Source organism: Vreelandella populi, assembly GCF_003989825.1.
Lineage (GTDB): Bacteria > Pseudomonadota > Gammaproteobacteria > Pseudomonadales > Halomonadaceae > Vreelandella > Vreelandella populi.
Genome location: NZ_RZHE01000008.1, coordinates 87,636 through 107,520, shown reverse-complemented (window position 1 = coordinate 107,520; position 19,885 = coordinate 87,636). Strand labels below are relative to the sequence as shown.

Here is a 19,885-nt window from a genome sequence, read left to right as displayed (position 1 = left end):
CCTTACCGGATGTCAGTGGTCACCCATCAGCTTTTCAACCGCTTTGGGATCGTTATGCACCGCGTAGCGATCGACTACCGTAGCACTGGCTTCGCTTAATCCCACCAGCTCAACCTCAGTACCTTCGCGGCGGAATTTGATCACCACGCGATCAAGCGACTGTACGGCAGTCACATCCCAAAAGTGCGCCCTGGATAGATTGATCGTGACCTTATCGAGACTCTCCTTGAAATCAAAGGCGGCCATAAAACGCTGGGAAGAGGCAAAAAATACCTGTCCTATCACCTGATATTCGCGCTCTTTACCCGCCTTAACTTCAGTAGAGCTGATAACCATGATGTTGCCAACCTTGTTGGCAAAGAACAGCGACGCCAGCAGTACGCCGACAAATACCCCGATGGCCAGGTTATGCGTACCTACTGTGACGGCAACGGTTGCCAGCATGACAATGTTGGTGCTCAAGGGGTGCTTTTTCAGATCACGAATCGACTCCCAGCTAAAGGTACCGATCGATACCATGATCATGACCGCCACCAGCGCCGCCATGGGGATCTGGGATACCCAATCAGAAAGAAACACCACCATCAACAGCAGCACAATCCCGGCAATCAGCGTCGAGAGGCGCGTGCGGCCACCGGATTTAATATTGATCACTGACTGGCCAATCATCGCACAGCCCGCCATACCGCCCATCAAACCAGCACCAATATTGGCAATACCCTGCCCTTTGCACTCGCGGTTCTTATCGCTGGGGGTATCTGTCAAGTCGTCCACAATGGTGGCTGTCATCATGGATTCCAAAAGACCCACAACGCATAGCATCAATGCGTAAGGCAGAATGATCATCAGTGTTTCAAGGTTAAGTGGGACATTTGGCCATAGGAAAACCGGCAGCGTATCTGGAAGCTCGCCCATATCCCCCACGGTGCGAATATCGAGGCCGCTGACCATATACACAATGGTTAACACCACAATGCACACCAGCGGCGAAGGAAGTGACTTGCCGATCACCGGCAGGTAAGGGAACAGGTAAATAATCCCCAAGCCAGCCAGGGTCATGACATACACATGCCAGGTGACGTTGGTCAACTCAGGTAGCTGGGCCATAAAGATAAGGATAGCCAGCGCGTTGACGAACCCGGTCACCACCGAGCGCGACACAAAGCGCATCAACTCAGCGAGCTTTAAATACCCGGCGACAATCTGGAACACGCCGGTTAGAAGTGTAGCGGCCAGCAGGTACTCAAGGCCGTGCTCGCGCACCAGCGTGACCATTAAAAGGGCCATAGCACCGGTGGCTGCGGAAATCATTCCAGGCCGTCCACCGGTAAAGGCGATGATTACCGCAATACAGAACGAGGCGTAAAGACCTACCTTCGGGTCAACACCGGCAATAATCGAGAACGCAATGGCCTCGGGGATGAGTGCCAACGCGACCACCAGGCCCGAAAGCGTGTCGCCTTTGATATTGGAAAACCACTCATGTTTGCTGAAAAGTGCCATTCAGGGAGTCCATGGTTGAAGCCGAACAGGACGCGCCAATGCCGCTGCACAGAGGCAGAAGTCACGCCATTAGAATCAGGTTGTAAGTGATACGCTACATAGTGAAGACGCCCAAGGCGCCAGTAGCCAAATTACGGCCGCAAAGTGCCGTAACGCCGGGATAGCGCATCAGCGCCGTGGCGTTTTTTTTAAGGAGGGATGTTACCTAGGGTGGAGTCATCAACCCAACAATCAGTCGTACAGGGGTTACCTGTGAGCGTTTCATTGCGATATGCCTTGCCGTGAAAACGTGTTTTAGGTTGTCACCTGGCAACAAATTGCTAAATTGCAGGCCAGCAAGGCGCGGATTCTACCAGTAAAGCACGCCTGTTGCACCCGTTACGCTAGACGTTTGGCAAGGCTAAGGTGACCTTGCGCTTTACCATGGCTTACCATGGGCCACCAACGTGGCGACCTATTGATACGCCTGGCCGCGACACCGGCAAGTAACATCCCAACCAGAGGAGCAGTACATGAGTCAGTCGATTGCAGTAATCAAGGGCGATGGCATCGGGCCTGAAATCATGGACGCCACCCTGCGCGTGCTTGATGCATTAAAGTGCGGGTTTGACTATGAGTTTGTGGATGCGGGTCTCGCCGCTCTGGAAAACCATGGCACCTTGATCCCCCAAGAATCGCTTGATGCTATCGAAAAGCATGGCATCGCTCTGAAAGGCCCGCTGACCACACCTATTGGCAAGGGCTTTTCTTCCATCAACGTGCAACTGCGCCGCCATTTTGATCTTTACGCCAACGTACGCCCGGCAATCAGCTTTCCCGGCACCCGATCGCGTTTTGAAGGTATTGACATGATTACCGTGCGCGAAAATACCGAGGGTGCGTATCTTTCCGACGGTCAGGAGATGATCGACGACGGTAACACCGGTATTTCGGTGATCAAAGTAACCCGTAAGGGTTCCGAGCGAATCGTACGTTACGCCTTTGAGCTGGCCAAAAGCAATGGTCGCAAAAAGGTAACGGCGGTACACAAGGCCAACATCATCAAGACCAGTTCAGGGCTGTTCCTGGATGTGGCACGTGAAGTGGCCCAGGAGTATCCCGAGATCGAGTTCCAGGAAATGATTGTGGATAACGCCTGCATGCAGCTGGTGATGAACCCGCACCAGTTTGATGTGGTGGTCACGACCAACCTGTTTGGCGACATCCTTTCAGATCTTTGCGCTGGCCTGGTGGGCGGTTTAGGCCTGGCACCTGGGGCGAACATTGGCGAAAAAGCCGCGATCTTTGAAGCTGTTCACGGTTCAGCGCCGGATATTGCCGGTAAAAAACTCGCCAACCCCTGCGCCCTGCTCTTGGCCGCTGCGCAGATGCTTGACCATTTGGGAATGACAGAAAAGGGCGAAACGATTCGTCGCGGTATCCGTAGCGTACTGGAAACCCGCCGCGATATGGTCACGCCCGATATGGGCGGCACCGGCAACACCGATACATTTGCTCAAGCGCTGGTGGAATACGTGCAGGCTTAAAAACGTCAGGTTCAAAACAATTTAGCGCTCTTAGTGATTAAGGGCGCTTTTTTATTCTTGCATACTCGCCAATAACGCTTAATTACTGAAAAAAATAAAAAGTATCTTCCCTGATTCAATCAAACGTTTGAATAACTAAGCCTCTAAAATTAAACTAATTAAAGTCCGCCTGTGACGAATAAACTCCAATTTGTAACACTGTGTATTTAAATTGGGGCCATTTAACAAGTGCATTTAATAGAAAGCTATACTACTCTTAATAAAACTATACCAACCCTGTACAAAGAGCATCCCCCCCTAATGCTACCTTTACGTTCCAGCTCTCATTTACGCGTTGCTGTTGAGCAGCATACCGCGTTTATTACTTTTACACCGACAGGCTATATCAAAACCGCAAGTCCGCTGTTCTTAGACGTCATGGGTTATACCCTTAACGACATACGCGACAAGCACCATCGCATGTTCTGCAGCCAGACTGAAACCCAGGCGTCGGAGTATCAGGCGTTTTGGCAGGCATTGGCAGCCGGTGAAAGCCATCGGGGTACGTTTCGACGCTTTAATGCGCACGGCAAGGAAGTGTGGTTGGAAGCTACTTATCTTCCCATTTGCGACCGGCGTGGACGTGTTCGTGAAGTTGTTAAGTTAGCCAACGATATAACCGATGCCCACCTGCAGGCTGAGCGCAAAGATGCCGTTCTTCAGGCGCTGCACAGCTCCATGGCGGTGATTGAATTTACGCCCGAGGGTAACGTGCTCCATGCCAACGAAAATTTCGAGCGCACCATGGGCTACCGCAATGAACAGATTGTTGGATTACATCATCAGCTCTTTTGTCCTGAGGGCTTTTATAAAGCGTACCCGCATTTTTGGCAGTCCTTATCTCAGGGCGAGCTTATGCAGGGTAAATTTGAGCGCATTAGTGCACAGGGAAAAAGTGTTTGGCTAGAAGCCACCTATAACCCTATTTTAGATTCTAACGGGAAAGTGTTTAAGGTGGTCAAGTTTGCCACCGATATCACTCGTTCTGTCGAAGAAGCGGAAGCGACTAAGCAGGCGGTTTCCTCGGCACAAAGCACTTCAACGCAGACAGAACAAATAGCCCAAAGCGGCCTAAACCATTTGCAGCGGGTCATGCGCGATACAGACCAGGCCGCCCAAACCATAGCGGAAGCCCAGCGGCTGATCGAAGCCCTGAACCAACAGGCCAAGAGTATCAATAGCATCACGGCCTCGATTGCCCGTATTGCCAACCAAACCAATCTATTGTCATTGAATGCTGCTGTAGAAGCTGCCCGTGCCGGTGAACAGGGCCGCGGTTTTGCCGTAGTTGCCAACGAAGTACGTCAGCTTGCGAAAGGCTCAAGTAACGCGGTAACCGAAATTACTCAGCTGCTTAAAGAGAATACGGCGTTGGTAATGAAAACCACCGAGGCCATGCAGCAGGTCGTTGAACAGGGCAAATCAAGCCAAGCAAGCGTCGGTGAAATTGAGATTATTGTTAATGAAATCCTGTTGGGCGCACGTAACGTATCTAACACGGTTGAACAGCTTGCGTTAGAAGCTTCGTAAGCTTTATCAAACCCCATTAGAAAAGCCCCAAGGTTTTAATAACCTTGGGGCTTTTCCATGCACAGTTCTATGCACAGTGACTTAGCGTTTATTTAAGTGACGTTTTACGCAAGTAAGGCAGCACGGCCTCAAACTCACCAAATTTCTGCTTGGCATCATCATCTGAGACGCTTGGCGGAATAATCACGTCCTGACCAATGGTCCAATCAGCAGGCGTTGCAATACCATGTTTAACGGTGGTCTGGAGTGCGTCGAGGGCACGCAGAATTTCTGCAAAGTTGCGCCCTACCGTCATGGGGTAAGTCATGGAGAGTTTGAGCTGCTTATCTGGGCCGATAATAAAGACTGAGCGCACGGTGGCGCTGTCGGCAGGCGTGCGGCCATCCGGTAGGTAAGCATCTTCAGGAAGCATGTCAAAAAGCTTTGAAACCTTAAGACCTTCGTCAGCAATGATCGGAAAATCAACGTCGCTACCGCTGTACTTCGCGATATCGTCCGCCCAGCGCTTGTGATCCTCAACACCATCTACCGACACACCAATTACTTTAGTACCGCGCTTTTTCCACTCGGCACTTAGCGTGGCCACAGCACCAAATTCGGTGGTGCAGACCGGGGTAAAATCTTTGGGATGTGAAAACAAAATAGCCCAGCTGTCGCCGATCCATTCGTGGAACTGGATAGGACCCTGGCTAGTTTGGGCTTCAAAATCGGGAACGACCGCATTGATACGTAGTGACATAGTGCCTCCTTCGCGGGTGATTAATGTTTTTAATACCTTAAACCACCTGTAGATAATTCACTATAGAACATTTAGTGCTAAGACTACGAACGTTATCCCACGTTCACTCTCTCTCGTTTATACGGCAGCGCGCACGAATCTTCTGTGCCATCCATGCGCACTGCTACCTAAGCGGCGGGACTGGGATTTTTATGCTTTATACGTGTCAACCATCGCTGCTTAGCGTAATGCCTCAAATTAGCTACGCTATCGGTTTCATCAATGATGTCCTGCCCCAGAATGGTTTCAATAATATCTTCAAGCGTGATAAGGCCCACAAAGGTGCCATGCTCGTCATACACAACGCGCATATGCATGTGATCCTTGAGCATTGAAGCGAAGACATGTTCTACATTGTGCGCGATATCGACACTGGCAATGGGGTGCATAAGCTCCCGCATGGTCTTAGCGTCATCGGCGTGATACATGTCAGCTTTATGCACATAGCCAAATGCCATTTCGCCGTTATCCATAACCGGGAAACGCGTAAACGGCGCCTTGCCGAACTGCTGATCAAACGTCTTGACGTCCATGTTAGGAGGCACTGTCACGCACACCGTTCTTGGTGTCATGGCTTGGCTTACGGCAATTTCATGCAGATTAAGCATATTGATGATGGTGCGCGATTCATCGGCATCCAGCACTTTCTCTTCGAGCCCTACGCGCGCCAGCACCTTGATTTCATCGCGCAGATCAACATCGTGCTCAGAAGTGCCCAGGCGGCGCGTAATCTGCTCCGACATCCAGATAAACGGCAGTAATCCCACTATCATCGGTTTCAACAAGCGCGGCAAAAGTGGTGCCAAGCCGCGCCAGTAGGTGGCGCCAATCGTCTTGGGAATAATCTCAGAAAGCACCAGAATCAGCATCGTCATGACGGCAGATACAATGGCAATTGAGGCTTCCCCGAATACCACTGCCGCTTGCGCCCCGACCGCCGTTGCACCAACGGTATGAGCAATTGTATTAAGCGTCAGTATCGCCGCCAGCGGTCGGTCAATACTGGTTTTAAGTTGGTTAAGCGATGCATGCAGCTTTGGCTTCTCTTCTTTTAGCCTAGCGATATAGCTTGGCGTAATGGAGAGCAAGGCCGCTTCAAGGATGGAACATAAAAAAGATAGTGCGATGGAAAGCGTGGCAATCGTGATGAGCAGGAACATAGGAACCTGAAGTGGTGGGGCATAGCGTGTTTATAGGAGCAATATGGGTACCTGTCAATAAACCTCTTCATACCTTTTCTGACATTGGCAATTGCGCTGCTCAAGGGATTTCCCAGGGCTCGTGCTGAAAGTTTTTAAAGCTAGCGGCATCCAGAAAAACAGTTATGGTTTATCTTGCCTGAAAATTAATGTTATAACATATCAACAAATACGGTTTGATAATCGACTGCGCTCTTATTTGACGAGGTTAAACCCATGACCGCCACCGCCTCCTCGACCGCCCTACTTCCTCTTCATGCCGCGCTGGGTACGGATATCAGCGTGCTGCCACGCATTTTTGAAGACGCTATTAATATTGCCGTGATGCAACGCCGCTTACCTGCCGACGTTGCGCTGAGTGCCAAGGCACAATACCAAATAGAGCGCCCTTGGCAGTTTTCATGGCTAGGCGCTCCGGATGAACGGTTGGTAGCAGAACTTAAGCGTCGTGCGCCACAGCCTGAAGCGGCGGATGCCCTTATTGACGATATCGTGTCCGTCGCCCAAGCCGTTGCTTATCTATTCGATACACAAACAGTGGGTATACGGCTTAGAGTATTGACCGAGGCGATGTGTCCACGATTTCATTGCGACAACCTTCCCGTGCGCTTGGTGACGACCTACTTGGGTCCCGATAGTGAATGGTTGCCCGAAGAAGCCGTTAATCGCGATGGGTTAGGTGCCCCGCACCCTGATCGGCCAGAAATAGTACTTAACCCTGATGCTGTCCAAATGCTTAAAGCAGGCGACATCGCGCTTATAAAAGGCAGCGGTTGGGAAGGCAGTGAGCATAGTGCGCTTGTCCATCGCAGCCCTTCGTTAAGCCCAGGCCAAAAGCGCTTATTACTCACAATTGACCCTGCTTAAGTACAAAACGCCTCCACTTGGGAGGCGTTTCAGGTTTACTCAGTGACTCATTAAGCAAACACTTCCGTCCATTCGCCACGCTTAGCGAGCAGATTGCGGGCTAATTCTTGGGCGCCTTCCAGGCTGTGGCTCGCGGCCCAGCCACACTGCATTTCGTTGCAGGCAGGTACTTCGGTGGCTTCTAGTACGTCGTTCAGCGTTTGCTCGATGATGCTCAGCACATCGTCGTAGTTATCGTGATTGATCATCGCGATGTAGAAACCGGTCTGGCAGCCCATCGGGCTGATATCGACGACTTTATCGGTATGGTTGCGCGATAGTTCAGCCATCAAGTGTTCAAGAGAATGCAGCGCAGGCATCTCCATGTGCTCTTTGTTCGGCTGGCAGATACGCAGGTCGTATTTATGAATCTTGTCGCCGTTCTGGCCTTGCTTGATATCAGCCAGACGTACGTAAGGGGCTTTTACCTTGGTATGGTCCAGGTTGAAGCTTTCAACGTTCATTTTCTTTTCGGTCATGTTCGCTCCGCATCTATCGGTGTCGTGGGGCTATTCTACATGCTGGATTTATACCTTGGGCGCGTCAAAATTCCACGGCTCATCGGTATACACACACACGTTGGCATCTTCGATATCGCCATCGGGCGATTCAACGTGCTTGGCAAAGAAATCCTGAATTTCTTTGCGCTGGCAATGGGCCTCAAACTCTTCGCGGCTTGCCCAGATTTCGTGAAACACGATTGGGTAGCTGGTGCCCTGCGCGAATGGGTTGTCGATCTGGCGCGTTACCGTGTAGTGAATGCAAGCGTCTTCCCGGTGAGTATTGGGCTCCAGTGACTGAAGCGCCTTGAACACCGCTTCTTCTTTACCCGGTTTGGGTTTAAAACCGGCAACACAGTAAATTTTCTCAGACATGATCCCATCCTGGTTCGTTAAGCGTGCGTCATTATGCGGGTTGTCCTTATGGGATAACAACCTAGCGAATAATACGTTCAGCCAAGGCTTCCAGGTCAGGCACCGTCATATCAGGCTCAACCCCCCAGGGGTCAAAAGGCGCATCGGAGTGGCGTCGTATCCAGGCGCTGCGCAGCCCGGCGTGGGTTGCGCCGATCACGTCAAAGGCATTGCTTGATACCAGCCAGGTTTGCTCGGGGCGCGTTTCCAGGCGGCTACGCAGGTAGGCGTAAACAGCCGGGTCAGGTTTAAAACGCTTAATATCATCAACGCTTACCACTTCATCCATATGGCTCTCTACTCCTGCCCGCGTGAGCAGCTTCGATACGGCATCCGAGGTGCCGTTTGAAAAAGCCACGCAACGGATGCCTGCATCGCGTAACTGATCCAACGCCGGCACCACGTCAGGAAAGGCCGGAAGCTCACCATACACGGCCATTAAATGATCACGGTCATTATCCGAAAGCCCCGCCTGTAGTGCGCGGTTGGTAAATGCCAGAGCGTCATGGGTGCATTCTTCAAAGGGAACATAGGCGCTCATCAACCCATGGCGAAAGCTGTACTCAAGCTGCTTTTCTCGCCAGCGCTTGGCGAATTCCCCTGCCTTGGAGGCATCAGTAAGCCGACGTTCAAGCTCTGTGGTAACGCCTAGGGTATCAATCAGCGTGCCGTACACATCGAAAGCTAATACCGGTTGCATAGCCCCTCCTACCTATCCGTTGATCATGCACAGTGTTCAGCATAGCCGCCCCGTTCAAAAACAAAAATGCCGCTGCACAAGCAGCGGCATTTACAGGGTCAGGGTCGATCACTCAGACGGTAAACGCCGCTTCCTGGCGCCCTGTTTTCAAGTCACCTGAACGCGTAAGTTCATCGGTAACCCGGTCGATGGCGCGTCTGGCGCGGCCAATCATATCGTCGACTTCCGCGCGGTTAATGGTCAGCGGTGGCGCAAAGCCCAAGATATCGCCTTGAGGCATGGCGCGAGCAATCAGGTTCTCTTCCATTGCCGCTGCCGCCACGCGCGGGCCAACTTTCAGTGCCGGATCAAAGTGCAGTCGCTGTTTGGCATCCGGAGAAAATTCGAGTGCGGCCATAAGGCCCACACCGCGCACATCGCCTAAAAGCGGATGGCCGTCGAAATGGGCTTTCAGCTGCTGCTGGAAGTAGGCACCAGTTTCGGCGGCGTTACCCACCAGGTTTTCCCGCTCGATAATATCCAGGTTAGCGATACCCGCGGCACAGCCCAGCGCGTGGCCCGAATAGGTCCAACCGTGGCCGATGGGGCCAAACTCGCCGGTGCCTTGCTCAAGCACTTGCCAGACTTTATCGCCGACAATCACGCCGGAAAGCGGCTGATAAGCGCTGGTCAGGCCTTTGGCAATCGTGACCAGATCCGGTTTCATGTTGTAGTGGTGGCTGCCGAAGTCCGAGCCGGTACGGCCAAATCCACACACCACTTCATCAGCAATCAAGAGCACATCGTACTTGGCCAACACGGCTTGAATCGCGTCCCAGTAGCCTTCTGGCGGCGGTACGATACCGCCTGTGCCCAATACCGGCTCGCCGATAAACGCCGCCACGGTATCCGGGCCTTCTTCCAGAATCATGGCTTCGAGCTTATCCGCACAGAAGGAAGAGAATTCAAGTTCAGTCATGCCGTGCTGCTCGGCGGCACGCAAGTAGTAGTGCGGCGCTTCGGTATGGCGAATGGTATCAATCGGCAAATCAAAATGATCGTGGAATGCTTTAAGGCCCGTCAGCGAGCCAGAGGCAATGCCTGAGCCATGGTAGCCACGCATGCGTGAAATGACTTTTTTCTTCTGCGGGCGGCCGAGCACGTTATTGTAGTAACGCACGATTTTGAGCTGGGTTTCGTTAGCGTCTGAGCCTGACATGCCGTAATAGACCTTGGACATGTTCATGCCGGCGATTTTCAGAATGCGTTCGGAAAGCGCAATCTGCGGCTCATTCGAGTGGCCCACGTAGGTGTGGTAGTAAGAAAGTTCCATCGCCTGCTTGTAAATCGCTTCGGCAATTTCAGTGCGGCCATAGCCGATATTGACGCAGTAAAGTCCGGCAAAGCCGTCGATGAACTCGCGCCCATCCTTGTCAATGATGTTGATGCCTTTACCGCCGGTAATTACGCGGCCCGGTGCATCGCCATGGGCGAAATCACGCAGGTGGGTAGAAGCGTGAAACGTCACCTTGCGGTCGCGTTCGATTAGGTCCTGATGCTGGCTCATAACGTTCTCTCTGTACGATAAACCTCCCTACATTTAGGAAGGTTTTTAAAAATTAATAAGACTTAAATTTACATGCAATAAGCGCAGCTAGCTCCCCGAGACCGAACCCAGCGCACCAAGGCAGTAATACTTGGTTTCAAGATACTCATCGATACCGGTGGCGCCGCCCTCACGTCCAAGGCCGGACTGCTTCACGCCGCCAAACGGCACCGGCGGGCCGGTCATCTTCACCGAGTTTACGCTCACCATGCCGTACTCGAGTGCACGCATCAGCTTCCAGATCCGGCGAATATCATGGGTATACACATAGGCCGCCAAGCCATACTCGGTATCGTTGGCAAGCTCGATAACTTCCTCGTCGCTGCCGTAAGCGGTAACCCCGGCCACAGGTGCAAAGTTCTCTTCCCGCCAGACTTTCATTTGTGGCGTTACGCCCGTTAGCAGCACCGGCATGAAGAAGTTCTCGCCCGGCGCCTGGCTCTGGTCGCCCATGACCAGGGTTGCGCCCCGGGAAATCGCATCATCGACAATCGCGGCAGCTTTTTCTACTGCCTGGCGGTGAATCAGCGGTCCAAGATCGATCTCGCTTTTCAACCCGTTGCCCACGGTGAGCGCGGCCATACGCTCAGTAAACTCCGTAACGAACGCATCGTGAATGGATTCGTGTACCAGGATACGATTAGCCGCCAGGCAGTCCTGCCCCGCGGTCTGGAACTTGGCATCAACCGCAGCGTAAGCAGCTTCCTTGGGGTCCATGTCCGGGCCGACGACAAACGGCGCGTTGCCACCCAATTCCAAGGAAAGGCGCTTAACGGTACCGGCGCTCTGTTCCATGAGCAGGCGCCCCACACGGGTGGAACCAGTAAACGACAGCGCCCGAATGCGCGGCTCGCTACACAGTATCTTGGACACCTCGGCGGGTTCGCCCAGCACCACGTTGAAGATGCCCGCCGGAATGCCCGCGCGCTCGGCAAGCTCCGCCAATGCCAGCGCCGAAAACGGCGTTTCGTTGGCGGGTTTGACGATGACTGGGCAGCCTGCCGCCAGCGCGGCCGCCGCTTTACGGGTAATCATTGCCAGCGGGAAATTCCACGGCGTAATCATCGCAGCGATACCCACAGGTTCTTTAATGGTACCCAGCGATGCATTAGGAATATGGCTGGGAATCGTCTCGCCGTAGGTGCGCTTGCCCTCTTCAGCGAACCAGCGCACGAAGCTTGCTCCGTACTCCACCTCACCACGCGCATCGGGCAGCGGCTTGCCCTGCTCCAGGGTCATGATGGTCGCTAAGTCTTCACGGTTGGCCTGAATCAAATCGTACCAAGCGAGCAGGCGCTCGCAGCGCTCATCGGCACGCAGCGCGCGCCAGCGAACAAAGGCGACCTCGGCCGCATCAACCGCGGCGGTAATCTGATTGGCTTCAAGTAGCGGGATATGGCCAATGGCTTCGTTGGTCGCCGGGTCATACACGGCCTCTTCACGACCGCCCTCGCCATGGACCCATTTGCCGTTCACGTAGGCATACTGACGAAACAGGCGCGGGTCTTCTAGGCGTTTGGCAAGCGTTGTCGATAGCGTGGTCATGAGCATCTTCCTTAAGCCGACGCATATAAAAGCCCCGGCCTGGGCGCGTGAACGATAGGCAAACGGCTAAGGACTTACCGTATGCAATCGATATAGCTTAAAGAAGACACCGCACGAAGTGTTTTCGAAAACATCATCCTTGAGAGCAATATTTCTTCCAAACCTAGTCCTTGCATGCTTTTTTTTTGGCAAGTCCCGCTTTCAAGAGAAATCAAAACGTTTAGAGAGCGTTTCATATGCATAAGAACATCACTATCACCATCAGGCATTGGTGCTAACATATATCCGACTACTCTAATCTAAATTGACTAGAGCATGGGCTAGTGCCTTAAAGAGTTCTCTTTGCGCAGTAGCGCAGAACAAAACGATCACTCTGTGAGACTACTGTGTACCAACTGCCCTACTTCAAACTGCTGGCCCAGGCCAGTGGCACCACCACGGTAAAAGAGCGTTACGATATCGACCGCCACGATCAGCGGCTTCGCACACTGCGCCTGCTGAGCATTCTGGTGACGATTTTTTACTTCTCGTATATTCCCGTGGATATGTACCTGCTGCCGGACATAGGCCTTCGCTCGGTGCTGTTACGCATTTTCGTAGTGGGTCCGCTGGTTATCTTGATGTTGTATTACTTCGGGCGCCCCGGCCCCATTCGCCACAAGGAGCTTGCCAGTATTATTACGGTCAGTTTGGCTACGCTGATCTGGTGTCTGGGGCTATTGGGAACTAGCGACCCGCGGGTGCTGCACTACTTCTACGCCGGGCTGGTTTTCCAGCTGGCCCTGACCATCGTGCTCGCGCACCCTTTCGAGTACAGCGTGTACGCCTCGATATTCCTCTGTGTATGCCTTTATACCATCATCTGGTTTCTACCCGGCGCGGATGCCGAGTACGTTACCAATCACTTGGTGGTGGGTGTACCGACGGTAGTCCTTACGCTGATGGCGAATTACCGCTTTTCAGCCGAATCGTTACGCCTTTACCTACAGCGCGTCAATGCCGAGGAGCTTCGCGCTGAGCTTGCCCTGCATAACGAGACGCTGGATAAACTCTCCCACATAGACCCGTTGACCGGACTTGCCAATCGGCGTGGCCTGAACCGGCGCGCCGCCTCGCTGACGCGTTCCAGGCACGTGCCAGATCAGTACGTCGCGGTGATTCTGATCGACGTGGATCATTTCAAGGCCTTCAACGACGCCTACGGTCACGACGCGGGCGATGACTGTCTCAGGAAAATCGCCAGCGCCCTTCAAGGCGCTTGCGGCCCGCAGGATACGGCCTGCCGGTATGGCGGCGAAGAGTTTTTGGTACTCCATGCAGACAGCTCAAACAGCGGTATAACGGGCGCACTGCTGGCCGAACGGATTAGGGAGACGGTGGCTAAGCTCGATATTGCCCATCGAAAATCCGATCATGGGCATGTAACGGTGAGCGTGGGCGTCTGCGCAGGGCTTTTAGAACACGACGAGGCATTGACGCACTTGATAAAAGCCGCGGATCAGGCGCTTTACGCCGCGAAGGACACAGGACGCAACCGCGTGAGCGAAGATCAGAACGGCAGCCTGGCCGACGTCTAGTGCGCGCTTTTTGGTAAGCATTAATGAATGTCGGTGGTGTCGATACCGATGACGCTTTGTTTGACGGTCTTGGTCACGATATAAGTACAGTAGCGCTCGATGCCTGCCTCGGACACCAGCCAGCGATCCATCAGGCGCTGATAGCTATCGATGCTTCGGGCTTCGAACTTCACCAAATAATCCACTCCCCCGCCGACGGCCACGCACTCGGTGACCTCCGGAGTGTCGAGCACCAGCGCCTCGAAGCGGGTGAAGCTTTCGGCGTGGTGGGCCTTGAGCTCGATCTGCACCCATACCGGGTTACGCGGCACCAGCACATCTGCATTGATACGCGCAGTGTAGCCCTCGATAACCCCGGCTTTTTCCAGGCGCTTCACGCGCTCCCAACAGGGGCTGATCGAAAGGTTGATCGCCTCGGCCAGCTTGGATTTGGTGATGCGCCCATCCCGGGAGAGAATATCGAGAATTTTCAGATCATAGCGGTCAAGTTTCATCATGCCGGGGACTACGCCTCCAGGCGTTCGACAACATCGGCAATTACCGCAATGGTATCCCCCATATTGACCAGGGCCGGAGCACGCCGGGCCATCAAAACGCCATCGCGTTCGGCGCGGTAGGCAACCGGCTCGCTACCGGTGCGGGTCATATCAAAAACATAGGCCAGTACCTGCCCTTGAGTGACGGCATCGCCCAGCGCCACGGTCAGCTCCAGCACACCTGAGTGCTGGCTCTGCACATAGCAGCTGGCATCCGGCATATCGAGATAGACCTGCCCACCTTCCGGCATTTCCACCTCGCCCGCAACCAGCCCGTAATGGATCAGGAAATTGCGCACCCCGCGTTCGGTAATCGTCATGCTTTGAGGTGTGGAGGTGCCGCCACCGCCAAGTTCAGTGGCCACAAATACCTTGCCCTGACGCTCGCAGGCGGTATCGAAAAGTTTTTCCGCGTCCAGCTCGAACATCACCATGGCATAGGGTGCGCCAAACGCCTTGGCACCTTCCAGAGCGGCCTGCTGCTGGGCCTTGTCGTCGAGTACGTGGGAGGCACCAAACGGCAGGATATCCAGCGTACGGCCGCCAGAGTGTAGATCCAGCACTACATCGCTCATGGGCACCAGCACGCGGGTAAAGTAGTCGGCAATTTGCAGCGTTACGCTACCGTTGGGGTCGCCTGGAAAACTGCGGTTGAGGTTACCTTTATCCATGGGCGAGGTTCGCTTGCCTGCCATTACGGCCGGAGTATTCATGCACGGCACGATGATGACGCGGCCGCTGACTTCCTCTGCGGTAAGTGCATTGGCAAGCTTGAGCAGCGAGGTAATGCCTTCGTATTCATCGCCATGGTTGCCACCGGTTAGCAGTGCCGTCGGGCCATCGCCATTCTTGACCACCGTGATCGGAATCATTACCGCCCCCCAGGCCGAAATATCGGTTGAGATGGGCAGCTTTAAAAAACCGTGCTGCACGCCGTCGGCATCAAAATCGACAGTTGCGGAAATCGGGCTCGGTCGCAGAGTCATAACGAATCCTTTATAAGTTACTTAACGGCTTATCGTCATTTAACGACTTATTATTTAACAAATAACTGCCGGGGAAAATTGGCCAGCGTTTCACAGCCTGTTTCAGTAATCAGTATGCTTTCGGTAATTTCCAGCCCCCACTCATCCACCCAAAGCCCAGGCATAAAGTGAAATGTCATGCCAGGCTGCAGGATAGATTCATCCGAGGGGCGAAGGCTCATGGTGCGTTCGCCCCAATCCGGCGGGTAGGAAATACCGATGGGGTAACCACAGCGCGCCCCACCCCGGTCAAAGCCGTATTTATCCATGGCAGCACCCAGCGCCATGGCGATATCCGCCGTGCGATTCCCCGGTTTAGCGACCGCCAGGCCGTTTTCGATACCTTCCAGCAGAGCGGATTCTGCGCGAATAAAGTCGGTAGGCGGCCGGCCCAGAAACACGGTACGTGACATGGGCGCGTGATAGCGCTTGAACACGCCGGCGATCTCGAAAAACGTGCCTTCGCCTTCACGAAATGGCGTGTCGTCCCAGGTCAGGTGCGGGGCAGCGGCATCTTTACCGGTCGGCAGCATGGGCACAATGGCGGGGTAATCGCCGCCGTACACCTTGCCATTTTCATCCACAAAACCTTCGATCCCCACCCGGTAGATTTCCGAGACCAGCTTACTCTTGGGCAGGCCAGGCTCGATCACTTCCAGAATGCGCGAGTGCATGCCCTCGACAATTTTGCCGGCAATGCGCATGTAGGCGATTTCCTGGGGCGACTTGATCGCCCGGCACCAGTTCACCAGTGCGTTGGCATCGATAAAGCGGGCGTGAGGCAGCTCTCGCAGCAGGCTCTGATAGGCCTTGGCGGAAAAGTAGTAGTTGTCCATCTCCATGCCCACCACGCCGGTATGCCAGCCGCGGTCGGGCAAGACTGATTGGGCCAGATAGTCCATCGGGTGCATATCCGGATTCTGGACGTAGTAATCGGGGTAATAGGTAATATTGGCAGGGTCAATCCAGCAGGTGCGCAGTGCTCCGTTAGCATCCATACGACGCCCAAACCATACTGGCTCGCCTTCCAATCCGACCAGAACACATTGGTGCACATAAAACGACCAGCCGTCATAGCCGGTCAGCCACGCCATGTTGGAGGGGTCGCTAACGATCAATACATCAATGCCGCGGACGGCCATTTCAGTACGTACCTTCCACAGGCGTTGGGCATACTCTTCGCGCGTGAAGGGCAGGGAAACCTGAGTCATCGGGCAACTCACCATCAAAGATCACCAAGAACCGGTGCGCGTTTACGTTACGCCAAGCAACGGGCCAAAGGTTCGACCTGGCCCCGCCGCAGAAGGGCTTGCCAACGTCGCCTTAGCCCGATACTAGCACCACTGCGTGGTTGCGGGTCAAAGGCTTTATTTAACTCAGGTTGCCTCTTCTCTTAGCCGGCTACGTAAAAGCTCCAGTACGGCGCGCTCATCTGGGCCAATTAGCTGTTCCTTTTCAAGCTCATGCTCAACTAACTGGCGAAAATGCTCCAGCGTACGACCATCCAGATAGCTCTCGACCACTCGAGGGTCAATGTAACTGGCCTTAGCGATACTGGGCGTATTGCCTAGGGATTGGGCCACCCGTTCGACTGCTTGGCGCACGTTTTTCTGACTGACTTTCTCGTTTTCGCCAATGCCTAACTCTTCAAGCGCTAGTGCTGCCAGCGAAGTACCTGCCCAGGTACGAAAATCTTTCGCGCTGAAGGCTTCACCCATCACCTCATGGATATAGTCATTCAGATCAGTACTATCGACGCGTACCTTATTACCCTCCTCATCGAAATATTTAAAGATTTCGTAACCGGGAACGTCATCAAGCTCGGCGACCACTTGGGCGAGTTTAGCGTCCTCCACGACACGATGCTGATGCTGACCACTTTTGCCCTGATAATCGAAAATAAGCTCGTCGCCCTCAATGGTAAGATGTTTGGAGCGCATGGTGGTGAGCCCGTAAGAGTCGTTTTCGCGCCTATAGCGCTCGCTGCCTGGGCGAAAATAGGCGCTGTCGATCAGGCGTACCATGCAGGCTAACACCTTTTCCCGGGGCAGGCCCTCAAGCGTTAGGTGCTGCCCCGTTATACGCCGCATGGTGGTCAGCCGCTGGGCGAAATCGACAATGCGATCAAATTTTTTCGCCTCGCGGGCTTCACGCCATTTGGGGTTATAGATGTACTGTTTGCGCCCGGCATCATCGCGCCCTACCGCATAAATATGGTGGCGGCGGTTCAGCGTTATTTCGACTTCATGCCAGGCGGGTGGAATGGCCAGCGAATCAATCCATTCACGCCAGCGCGAATCGCGAAGGGTGTTTCCTGTTGCCGTTTTATAGGTGAACCCTTTGCCACTGCGATGGCGAGTCACCTTACGAAGTGAGGTCTCGTGCATGGTAATTTCCCTTTACCGGATATTCATCTAAGCGTAGGCCAACCTTGGCATTTCTTCGTAGTGGACGACGAGCAGTACGTGTCCCACGGCATGGGCAGCTTGCAGCACACAAGGCGCCTCGCTCATGATAGAGAATCTAATAATGTCATCATGTTTGCGGAGGCGAGATGAAAATTGTTGTGCATACCGACAACGCCCAGGAGTGGTGTGACGCCCTGACACAGGCGCTGCCCAACGCAACCGTCGTGACCAGCGACGCCGCTGAAGAAGAGCGCCAGGGGGCCGACTATCTTGCCGTGTGGAAAGCGCCTTCACACCTCTTGAAAGAACAAACGAAGCTGAAAGGCATTATCAACCTGGGCGCTGGAGTGGATCACCTGTTAAATACGCCGGGCCTGCCCTCGCATGTGCCTATCGTTAAACTGCGTGATGCGGGCATGGGCGAGCTTATAGCTGACTATGTACTCTACGGCGTTTTGCACTTTTACCGCAGCATGGACCGTTATGCCGTTCAGCAAGCCATCGCCCGCTGGCAGCCCCATGGTGTGGTTGAAAAAACCGACTGGCCGGTAGGCGTACTCGGGTTGGGTGCCATCGGTGCGTATGTGGCCAGTGCCTTGCAGCAGGCAGGTTTTCCCGTGCTGGGGTGGAGCCGCTCACCTAAAACCATAAAAGGGGTGAAGTGTTTGCACGGTGACGATGGACTCGACATCCTCCTGCCTCAGGTGAAAAGCCTGGTCACTATTTTGCCCGACACGGCGGCAACCAAACATATTCTTGATGCAAGGCGGATGGCCCAGCTACCTGAAGGCGCCAGTATTATCAATCCTGGCCGGGGCAGTCTTATTGATGAACAAGCGCTTGTTGATGCCCTTGGTAATCACCGTAAAACGGGTCACTTGCGCGGTGCTCTGCTGGATGTCTTCCACCACGAGCCGCTACCTGACGATAACCCTCTTTGGCAGCATCCGCGCGTCATGGTAACGCCCCATATGGCGGGCCCGACTCCGCTTAATGACGCGATTGACCAGGTAATTTCTTATTTACATGCCTTTGAGGCGGGTGAAACACTTCCTACCGTCAATCCAGACCAAGGTTATTGAGCACGTTTAAACTGCCGATAACCCGCATGCCTGATAAACGCCGACGACATTCCCGTGGATATGTCATAAGGAGGCCAAGAATCAGTCTATGCTAAATGTTAAGATTTACGTTTGTGGGTTTAGATATGTTTATATCTGGCTATAGAGAAGCGGGGCAGGCATCGTTTCATACCTAGGTACGTTATGGATAAAGAGCGAAGACTATACATAGGGATCAGTGCCGTCGCTTTTTTTCTGTTAAACACTCTTTAGCCCTACCCTACTGCCCGACTTATTGGGCAATCGCTTGTTAACAAGGAGAGTGATCATGCGAGTAACCCGTTTAAAGTTCCCGTTCAGCGCTGTTGATGCTTTATCGGCTAGTACATTACTGGGTAGTGCCTGCCTGTGCCTATTTTCCCTGCAGGCAAATGCGGGCGAAGAGGCGTCCGGCAGACTTGCCGATCTTATGCCTTTTACAGCTCAATACCGGCTGGAAACCCGTGGCTGGCCTGGGGCCACGATCACCCATACGCTCACTCAAGAAGGCTTGCATTGGCTAAGCGATATGAGTTTTTCAGTCACCATTGCGCGCGGCCAGGAGTACAGCCGCTTCTCGGTCAGCGAGGATTCAATCCACTCGCTGCTGTATAGCAGTAGCTACTCGCTACTCGGCGTGGGCGATAGCTACCAATTGAATGAAGACGCTATACCAAGCATTGACCGCCAGGCTGCCCTGGTAGATTTGTCCCGTCGTGCGGGCCATGAGGCATGCACACAAAGCGCACCATGCGATATCGAGTTTGTTGACCATCGCGGCCGCGATGAGCATTTTCAGTATTACTCCGTGCCAGGACTGCAGGCGGTGAGCGTGCCAGCGGGTGAATTCGAAGCTCAGCGGGTGATATTAAGCGATATCGAAAAACCCGACCGCCACCTGGAAATCAACTTTCACCCTGACTGGCCTGGCCTGATTCTTTCAGCGGAGTACCGCAAGGAAGAGCGTCGTCAAACCCGTATCAGGCTTACTCAATTTAACCCCTAAGCGTGAGC

18 protein-coding genes and 1 pseudogene are annotated in these 19,885 nt (G+C 53.7%); 7 read left to right on the top strand and 12 right to left on the bottom strand.

Annotation, left to right across the window (positions count from 1 at the left end):
• Nucleotides 1-12: 12 nt before the first annotated feature.
• The gene (locus ELY25_RS10050) at nt 13-1,503 is read right to left on the bottom strand and encodes a SulP family inorganic anion transporter (RefSeq protein WP_126951153.1); all 1,491 of its coding nucleotides are present in this window, start codon (nt 1,501-1,503) and stop codon (nt 13-15) included.
• A gap of 512 nt (nt 1,504-2,015) precedes the next feature.
• Between ELY25_RS10050 and ELY25_RS10045 the strand changes: the two genes are divergently transcribed.
• The 3 genes and pseudogenes from ELY25_RS10045 to ELY25_RS18180 all read left to right on the top strand — a co-directional run bounded on the left by ELY25_RS10045 (nt 2,016) and on the right by ELY25_RS18180 (nt 4,598).
• Nucleotides 2,016-3,029 carry an isocitrate dehydrogenase gene (locus tag ELY25_RS10045; protein ID WP_126951152.1) on the top strand — a complete coding sequence of 338 codons (1,014 nt, stop codon included), beginning with the start codon at nt 2,016-2,018 and terminating at the stop codon, nt 3,027-3,029.
• Between the two features lie 300 nt (nt 3,030-3,329).
• Nucleotides 3,330-4,061, top strand: a pseudogene (locus ELY25_RS18185) (PAS domain-containing protein); the annotation flags it as partial.
• 99 nt (nt 4,062-4,160) lie between these two features.
• A complete protein-coding gene (locus ELY25_RS18180; protein WP_422822377.1) occupies nt 4,161-4,598 on the top strand; it encodes a methyl-accepting chemotaxis protein in 438 nt (145 codons plus the stop codon).
• A gap of 88 nt (nt 4,599-4,686) precedes the next feature.
• On the opposite strand, the gene ELY25_RS10035 is transcribed toward ELY25_RS18180, so the two are convergent.
• Together ELY25_RS10035 and ELY25_RS10030 are read right to left on the bottom strand one after the other, a co-directional pair.
• On the bottom strand, nt 4,687-5,337 hold the full coding sequence (locus ELY25_RS10035; protein WP_126951150.1) for a peroxiredoxin: 651 nt from the start codon (nt 5,335-5,337) through the stop codon (nt 4,687-4,689).
• Nucleotides 5,338-5,504: 167 nt separating this feature from the next.
• Entirely contained in the window at nt 5,505-6,536 is a 1,032-nt protein-coding gene (locus ELY25_RS10030) for a CNNM domain-containing protein (RefSeq protein ID WP_126951149.1), read from the bottom strand.
• 255 nt (nt 6,537-6,791) lie between these two features.
• Between ELY25_RS10030 and ELY25_RS10025 the strand changes: the two genes are divergently transcribed.
• Nucleotides 6,792-7,442 (top strand): DUF1826 domain-containing protein, encoded by a 651-nt coding sequence (locus ELY25_RS10025; protein WP_126951148.1) that lies wholly within the window; start codon nt 6,792-6,794, stop codon nt 7,440-7,442.
• A 50-nt stretch (nt 7,443-7,492) separates the two neighbouring features.
• On the opposite strand, the gene ELY25_RS10020 is transcribed toward ELY25_RS10025, so the two are convergent.
• The 5 genes from ELY25_RS10020 to ELY25_RS10000 form a co-directional block, all read right to left on the bottom strand.
• Nucleotides 7,493-7,960 (bottom strand): S-ribosylhomocysteine lyase, encoded by a 468-nt coding sequence (locus tag ELY25_RS10020; protein ID WP_126951147.1) that lies wholly within the window; start codon nt 7,958-7,960, stop codon nt 7,493-7,495.
• Between the two features lie 48 nt (nt 7,961-8,008).
• Nucleotides 8,009-8,356 (bottom strand): putative quinol monooxygenase, encoded by a 348-nt coding sequence (locus tag ELY25_RS10015; RefSeq protein WP_126951146.1) that lies wholly within the window; start codon nt 8,354-8,356, stop codon nt 8,009-8,011.
• A 61-nt stretch (nt 8,357-8,417) separates the two neighbouring features.
• Nucleotides 8,418-9,095: a haloacid dehalogenase type II gene (locus tag ELY25_RS10010; protein WP_126951145.1), complete on the bottom strand. Its 678-nt coding sequence runs from the start codon at nt 9,093-9,095 to the stop codon at nt 8,418-8,420.
• Between the two features lie 112 nt (nt 9,096-9,207).
• Entirely contained in the window at nt 9,208-10,641 is a 1,434-nt protein-coding gene (locus ELY25_RS10005; RefSeq protein WP_126951144.1) for an aminotransferase, read from the bottom strand.
• Nucleotides 10,642-10,728: 87 nt separating this feature from the next.
• On the bottom strand, nt 10,729-12,225 hold the full coding sequence (locus ELY25_RS10000; protein ID WP_126951143.1) for an NAD-dependent succinate-semialdehyde dehydrogenase: 1,497 nt from the start codon (nt 12,223-12,225) through the stop codon (nt 10,729-10,731).
• A 386-nt stretch (nt 12,226-12,611) separates the two neighbouring features.
• Here ELY25_RS10000 and ELY25_RS09995 point away from each other — a divergent pair, with 386 nt between their 5' ends.
• Nucleotides 12,612-13,802 (top strand): GGDEF domain-containing protein, encoded by a 1,191-nt coding sequence (locus tag ELY25_RS09995; RefSeq protein WP_126951142.1) that lies wholly within the window; start codon nt 12,612-12,614, stop codon nt 13,800-13,802.
• A 20-nt stretch (nt 13,803-13,822) separates the two neighbouring features.
• On the opposite strand, the gene ELY25_RS09990 is transcribed toward ELY25_RS09995, so the two are convergent.
• The 4 genes from ELY25_RS09990 to ELY25_RS09975 form a co-directional block, all read right to left on the bottom strand.
• The gene (locus ELY25_RS09990) at nt 13,823-14,299 is read right to left on the bottom strand and encodes an Lrp/AsnC family transcriptional regulator (RefSeq protein ID WP_126951141.1); all 477 of its coding nucleotides are present in this window, start codon (nt 14,297-14,299) and stop codon (nt 13,823-13,825) included.
• Nucleotides 14,300-14,307: 8 nt separating this feature from the next.
• Nucleotides 14,308-15,324: a N(2)-acetyl-L-2,4-diaminobutanoate deacetylase DoeB gene (gene doeB / locus ELY25_RS09985; protein ID WP_126951140.1), complete on the bottom strand. Its 1,017-nt coding sequence runs from the start codon at nt 15,322-15,324 to the stop codon at nt 14,308-14,310.
• A 50-nt stretch (nt 15,325-15,374) separates the two neighbouring features.
• On the bottom strand, nt 15,375-16,574 hold the full coding sequence (gene doeA / locus ELY25_RS09980) for an ectoine hydrolase DoeA (RefSeq protein ID WP_126951139.1): 1,200 nt from the start codon (nt 16,572-16,574) through the stop codon (nt 15,375-15,377).
• 165 nt (nt 16,575-16,739) lie between these two features.
• Entirely contained in the window at nt 16,740-17,750 is a 1,011-nt protein-coding gene (locus ELY25_RS09975) for a DNA topoisomerase IB (protein WP_126951138.1), read from the bottom strand.
• A gap of 167 nt (nt 17,751-17,917) precedes the next feature.
• On the opposite strand from ELY25_RS09975, the gene ELY25_RS09970 reads away from it, so the two are divergent.
• Both ELY25_RS09970 and ELY25_RS09965 read left to right on the top strand, forming a co-directional pair.
• Nucleotides 17,918-18,853: a 2-hydroxyacid dehydrogenase gene (locus tag ELY25_RS09970; protein WP_126951137.1), complete on the top strand. Its 936-nt coding sequence runs from the start codon at nt 17,918-17,920 to the stop codon at nt 18,851-18,853.
• A gap of 307 nt (nt 18,854-19,160) precedes the next feature.
• Nucleotides 19,161-19,877 (top strand): hypothetical protein, encoded by a 717-nt coding sequence (locus ELY25_RS09965; protein WP_126951136.1) that lies wholly within the window; start codon nt 19,161-19,163, stop codon nt 19,875-19,877.
• Nucleotides 19,878-19,885 lie beyond the last annotated feature (8 nt).

Excerpts from the sequence above, each read along its gene's own strand:
- ELY25_RS10050 (WP_126951153.1), bottom strand. The coding sequence starts at position 1,503 with ATGGCACTTTTCAGCAAACATGAGTGGTTTTCCAATATCAAAGGCGAC.
- ELY25_RS10045 (WP_126951152.1), top strand. The coding sequence starts at position 2,016 with ATGAGTCAGTCGATTGCAGTAATCAAGGGCGATGGCATCGGGCCTGAA.
- ELY25_RS18180 (WP_422822377.1), top strand. The coding sequence starts at position 4,161 with ATGCGCGATACAGACCAGGCCGCCCAAACCATAGCGGAAGCCCAGCGG.
- ELY25_RS10035 (WP_126951150.1), bottom strand. The coding sequence starts at position 5,337 with ATGTCACTACGTATCAATGCGGTCGTTCCCGATTTTGAAGCCCAAACT.
- ELY25_RS10030 (WP_126951149.1), bottom strand. The coding sequence starts at position 6,536 with ATGTTCCTGCTCATCACGATTGCCACGCTTTCCATCGCACTATCTTTT.
- ELY25_RS10025 (WP_126951148.1), top strand. The coding sequence starts at position 6,792 with ATGACCGCCACCGCCTCCTCGACCGCCCTACTTCCTCTTCATGCCGCG.
- ELY25_RS10020 (WP_126951147.1), bottom strand. The coding sequence starts at position 7,960 with ATGACCGAAAAGAAAATGAACGTTGAAAGCTTCAACCTGGACCATACC.
- ELY25_RS10015 (WP_126951146.1), bottom strand. The coding sequence starts at position 8,356 with ATGTCTGAGAAAATTTACTGTGTTGCCGGTTTTAAACCCAAACCGGGT.
- ELY25_RS10010 (WP_126951145.1), bottom strand. The coding sequence starts at position 9,095 with ATGCAACCGGTATTAGCTTTCGATGTGTACGGCACGCTGATTGATACC.
- ELY25_RS10005 (WP_126951144.1), bottom strand. The coding sequence starts at position 10,641 with ATGAGCCAGCATCAGGACCTAATCGAACGCGACCGCAAGGTGACGTTT.
- ELY25_RS10000 (WP_126951143.1), bottom strand. The coding sequence starts at position 12,225 with ATGACCACGCTATCGACAACGCTTGCCAAACGCCTAGAAGACCCGCGC.
- ELY25_RS09990 (WP_126951141.1), bottom strand. The coding sequence starts at position 14,299 with ATGATGAAACTTGACCGCTATGATCTGAAAATTCTCGATATTCTCTCC.
- doeB (WP_126951140.1), bottom strand. The coding sequence starts at position 15,324 with ATGACTCTGCGACCGAGCCCGATTTCCGCAACTGTCGATTTTGATGCC.
- doeA (WP_126951139.1), bottom strand. The coding sequence starts at position 16,574 with ATGACTCAGGTTTCCCTGCCCTTCACGCGCGAAGAGTATGCCCAACGC.
- ELY25_RS09975 (WP_126951138.1), bottom strand. The coding sequence starts at position 17,750 with ATGCACGAGACCTCACTTCGTAAGGTGACTCGCCATCGCAGTGGCAAA.
- ELY25_RS09970 (WP_126951137.1), top strand. The coding sequence starts at position 17,918 with ATGAAAATTGTTGTGCATACCGACAACGCCCAGGAGTGGTGTGACGCC.
- ELY25_RS09965 (WP_126951136.1), top strand. The coding sequence starts at position 19,161 with ATGCGAGTAACCCGTTTAAAGTTCCCGTTCAGCGCTGTTGATGCTTTA.